The sequence below is a fragment of the Ostreibacterium oceani genome (assembly GCF_009362845.1).
GTDB lineage: Bacteria > Pseudomonadota > Gammaproteobacteria > Cardiobacteriales > Ostreibacteriaceae > Ostreibacterium > Ostreibacterium oceani.
Genome location: NZ_WHNW01000019.1, coordinates 1 through 4,231, shown reverse-complemented (window position 1 = coordinate 4,231; position 4,231 = coordinate 1). Strand labels below are relative to the sequence as shown.

At 38.7% G+C, this 4,231-nt stretch carries 4 protein-coding genes; 2 read left to right on the top strand and 2 right to left on the bottom strand.

Annotation, left to right across the window (positions count from 1 at the left end; translation table 11 throughout):
• Positions 1 to 1,253, top strand: a 1,253-nt coding sequence (locus GCU85_RS09800) for a TolB family protein (protein WP_152811004.1), incomplete at its 5' end; no start/stop codon positions are given.
• Positions 1,254 to 1,735: 482 nt separating this feature from the next.
• On the opposite strand, the gene GCU85_RS09795 is transcribed toward GCU85_RS09800, so the two are convergent.
• Both GCU85_RS09795 and GCU85_RS09790 read right to left on the bottom strand, forming a co-directional pair.
• The gene (locus GCU85_RS09795; RefSeq protein ID WP_152811003.1) at positions 1,736 to 2,848 is read right to left on the bottom strand and encodes an alkene reductase; all 1,113 of its coding nucleotides are present in this window, start codon (positions 2,846 to 2,848) and stop codon (positions 1,736 to 1,738) included.
• A 226-nt stretch (positions 2,849 to 3,074) separates the two neighbouring features.
• Positions 3,075 to 3,431, bottom strand: a complete 357-nt coding sequence (locus tag GCU85_RS09790) for a DoxX family membrane protein (RefSeq protein WP_152811002.1) — start codon at positions 3,429 to 3,431, stop codon at positions 3,075 to 3,077.
• Here GCU85_RS09790 and GCU85_RS09785 point away from each other — a divergent pair.
• Complete coding sequence (locus GCU85_RS09785) at positions 3,424 to 4,071, top strand: TolB family protein (protein ID WP_152811001.1); 648 nt, start codon at positions 3,424 to 3,426, stop codon at positions 4,069 to 4,071. The two genes, GCU85_RS09790 and GCU85_RS09785, sit on opposite strands and share 8 nt — an antisense overlap.
• Positions 4,072 to 4,231 lie beyond the last annotated feature (160 nt).

The following is a 4,231-nucleotide window of genomic DNA, read 5'->3' as shown; positions in this document are numbered from 1 at the left end:
GGCGCTACGTTGCTTTTTCATCAAATTCAACAAACTTAGTCGCAGGGGATACGAATGGGCGTGATGATGTCTTCGTCCACGATACACAAACGGGCGTCACCACACGTGTTAGTGTTGATAGTTCGGGAACAGAGGGCGATGATAATTCAACTGTCCCTTCGATTTCTGCTGATGGGCGCTACGTTGCTTTTTCATCAAGAGGAACAAACTTAGTCGCTGGGGACACGAATAGTGTTCAAGATATCTTCGTACACGATACACAAACGGGTGCGACCACGCGTGTCAGTGTCGATAGTAGCGGTGTAGAGGGCGATAGTCATTCATATAACCCTTCGATATCTGCTGATGGGCGCTACGTGGCTTTTCAGTCAAATGCAACAAACTTGGTCGTGGGGGATACGAATGGGGCTGCTGATATCTTCGTACACGATACACAAATGGGCGTGACCACGCGTGTTAGTGTCGATAGTAGTGGTGTAGCGAGTGATAGTTATTCATCTGATCCTTCGATTTCTGCTGATGGCCGCTACGTTGCTTTTTGGTCAAATGCAACAAACTTGGTCGCAGGGGATATGAATGGGACTGCTGATGTCTTCGTCCACGATACACAAACGGGGAACACCACGCGTGTTAGTGTCGATAGTAGTGGTGTAGCGAGTGATAGTTATTCATCTGATCCTTCGATTTCTGCTGATGGGCGCTACGTTGTTTTTTCATCAGATGCAACAAACTTGGTCGCGGGGGATACGAATGGAACGAGAGATATTTTCGTACATGATACACAAACGGGCGTGACAACGCGAGTCAGTGTCGATAGCAGCGATATAGGGGGTGATGATTTCTCACAAGTCCCTTCGATATCTGCTGATGGGCGCTACGTGGCTTTTCAATCAAGTGCAACAAACTTGGTCGCGGGGGATACGAATGGGGTTGCTGATGTCTTCGTACACGATACACAAACGGGCGTCACCACGCGTTTCAGTGTCGATAGCAACGATTTAGAGAGCAATAATGGTTCATATAATCCTTCGATTTCTGCTGATGGGCGCTACGTTGCTTTTGACTCATTTGCAACAAACTTAGTCGCGGATGATACGAATGGAAGAAGAGATGTCTTCTCTACGGCGACGAACTTCGCGGCACCATCATCATCAACAGAGAATATTCCATCGACGAGTGTTATGGGGTTATTGTCGTTGATGACTGGTGTAGTGGCTTTTGGGTTGATTCGTCGTCGAAAATTCATAAAGTAATTAATAATCAACAGATCTAGCCAATCAAGGTTAAATAATGAAAACGGATACGTTATTAACGTGTCCGTTTTTTTATGAGAAAAGCCTTATTTCGGTGAGTAATACTCAGCTGGTTTATGATGCTGACTCACACTGTAATCCCTCTAAAGTTAGTGTATATTTTAAGTAAAATATTTGTCGCTCAAGCAAACATCACGGCAGCACACCACACATTGCCGTATGAGGTCGTTCGTTATGATTGGACTGGAGATGAACTCAGCAATAATTAGAAAAACAGCAACAAATGAGTTAGAATATTAAGTGAACATAATCAGATTGTTAGGAATAGCACAATGAAAAAATATTATATAGTGGCGATGTTAGCCTTGGTATTTAGCTTACAGGCAGTTGTTTGACTGTTAGTTGTCTACTTGATTGATATTTCACTTTGACTTTTATTTTTCCGTTTGGTTTGTATGACGTATGCATTGGTAATAGAAGGATTATATATTTTTGTCTAAAAAAGGATAATCCGTATAACCTCTTTCAGTTCCACCACCAAATAATGTATGATTATCGGTAATTTCGTTCATTTCAGTATTCAATTCTACTCGTTTTGGATAGTCTGGATTGGTTAAGAATTTACGACCAAAACCTACTAGGTCTACTAGATTCTTTTCTAATAATTCATTGGCTTCTGTTGGTGTTTTATTTCCTGTTGCAATAATCGTTTTACTAAAAGTGTTTCGTAATTCAGTTCTAAAAGTCTTTGGTATTTCTGGAGCATCATCCCAATCGGCTTCACATAAATGAATGTAGGTTACTCCAATCTCTTCCAGTTTTTTAGATGCTAACATTATTGTTTCTAAAATTTCTGGGTCATTCATATCTTTAAAACTGATAAAAGGTGATAACCTAACACCTGTTTTTTCTATTCCTATTTCGTTTGCAACTGCTTGCGTAATTTCTGTAAGTAGTCTTATTCTATTTTCTTGACTTCCTCCGTATTCGTCTGTTCTTATATTTGAGTTGCTTCTTAAAAATTGATCGATTAAATACCCATTTGCTCCGTGAATCTCTACACCATCAAAACCTGCTTCAACTGCATTTTTAGCAGCCATTTTAAATTCTTGAATGACATGTTTTATGTCTTCCTTTGTCATTGCCTTTGGTTCTTCTACAGGCACAAAAGTAGCATCTCCTTTAGGTGCTCCATCAAATATATATACTGTAGTTTCTTTAGCTGTTTTTGCGGATGGTCCCATGGGTTGTAATCCATTTACTTGTGAACTAGAAACTCTACCGACATGCCATAATTGTAAAAATATTTTACTTCTTTTTTTGTGCACCTCATTTGTGACTAATTTCCATCCATCAATTTGATCTTGGGTGTAGATACCAGGCGTTTTAGCATATCCTTTTCCTTGTAATGATATTTGGCTTGCTTCTGTAATTATGAGACCTGCAGATGCTCTTTGTCCATAATACTCAGCCATTAGTTTATTAGGAATGTCGTTAGGTTGAGAAGCTCTTGAACGTGTCATTGGCGCCATTAGAAAACGATTTTCTAATGAAATTCCATTCATATTGTATGGTGTAAAAAGTGTTTTTTTCATTATTTTAAATTCTATTTGATATAAAAGTTAACGTTGTATTTCAATGTTTTCTAATTTAAGAATATTTTTAGTATTTAAACTGTTAAAATACTTGATTTAGATTTACAAGACTAATTATAAAAATGCTACAATAGCATTCTTACTATTTTTTTGCAAAGTGTCTTTGAAACTATTTACCTAAGTAAATTTCCAATAGCCTTTTTTGTTTATGGATTTAATTTTTAGATTACTTATTAATTAAATTATCAATTGACCAACTATTTTTTTCTACATTGGATATTAAAAAGTAAAAGAATAGGGCGTAAATCATCTGCATTCCTGCCCATTCCCAATTTTCTATTAATGTTGAACCAAATAAAAGAATAATGATTACTATCGCTCCTGCACTACTTGCTCGATAAGTGAATAATCCCAAGATTAATAATAATCCAATTCCAAATTCCAAAAAAGGTAATACACTTCCCCAAACTGTAACGGCAAAAGTTGGTATTAAACTGTCTTGAAATGTAGTGATCATCCAATCTCTAAAGCCGTCTAATTTTGTAAAACGAACTAATCCATGACCTAAAAAATTAATGCCCATTGTAATTCGTAATAATGCAAATGCCGTTGATAGTAATGGTATAGCGGGTAATAATGGTTCATATGCCCCTTCGATATCGGCTGATGGGCGCTACGTTGCTTTTCACTCAGGTGCAACAAACTTGGTCGCGGGGGATACGAATGGGAATCTTGATATCTTCGTACACGATACACAAACGGGCGTCACCACGCGTGTCAGCGTTGACAGTAGCGGTGTAGAGGGCGATGATTATTCACAAATCCCTTCGATTTCTGCTGATGGGCGCTACGTTGCTTTTTACTCAGATGCAACAAACTTGGTCACGGGAGATACGAATGGTGCTCAAGATATCTTCGTACACGATACACAAACGGGCGTCACCACGCGTTTCAGTGTCGATAGCAACGATTTAGAGAGCAATAATGGTTCATATAATCCTTCGATTTCTGCTGATGGGCGCTACGTTGCTTTTGACTCATTTGCAACAAACTTAGTCGCGGATGATACGAATGGAAGAAGAGATGTCTTCTCTACGGCGACGAACTTCGCGGTAGCCTCAACAACAGAGAATATTCCATCGACGAGTGTTATGGGGTTATTGTCGTTGATGACTGGTGTAGTGGCTTTTGGGTTGATTCGTCGTCGAAAATCAATAAAGTAATTAATAATCAACAGATCTAGCCAATTAAGGTTAAATAATGAAAACGGATACGTTATTAACGTGTCCGTTTTTTTATGAAAAAAGCCTTGGTTTCGGTGAGTAATACTCGGCTGGTTTATTTGATGATAGGTTAAGCTTATAATCCACGGCTAAATAGCAG

What these genes read in the sequence shown, in the direction of transcription:
- GCU85_RS09795 (WP_152811003.1), bottom strand. Translation starts at nt 2,848, where the DNA reads ATGAAAAAAACACTTTTTACACCATACAATATGAATGGAATTTCATTA.
- GCU85_RS09785 (WP_152811001.1), top strand. Translation starts at nt 3,424, where the DNA reads ATGCCCATTGTAATTCGTAATAATGCAAATGCCGTTGATAGTAATGGT.
- GCU85_RS09790 (WP_152811002.1), bottom strand. Translation starts at nt 3,431, where the DNA reads ATGGGCATTAATTTTTTAGGTCATGGATTAGTTCGTTTTACAAAATTA.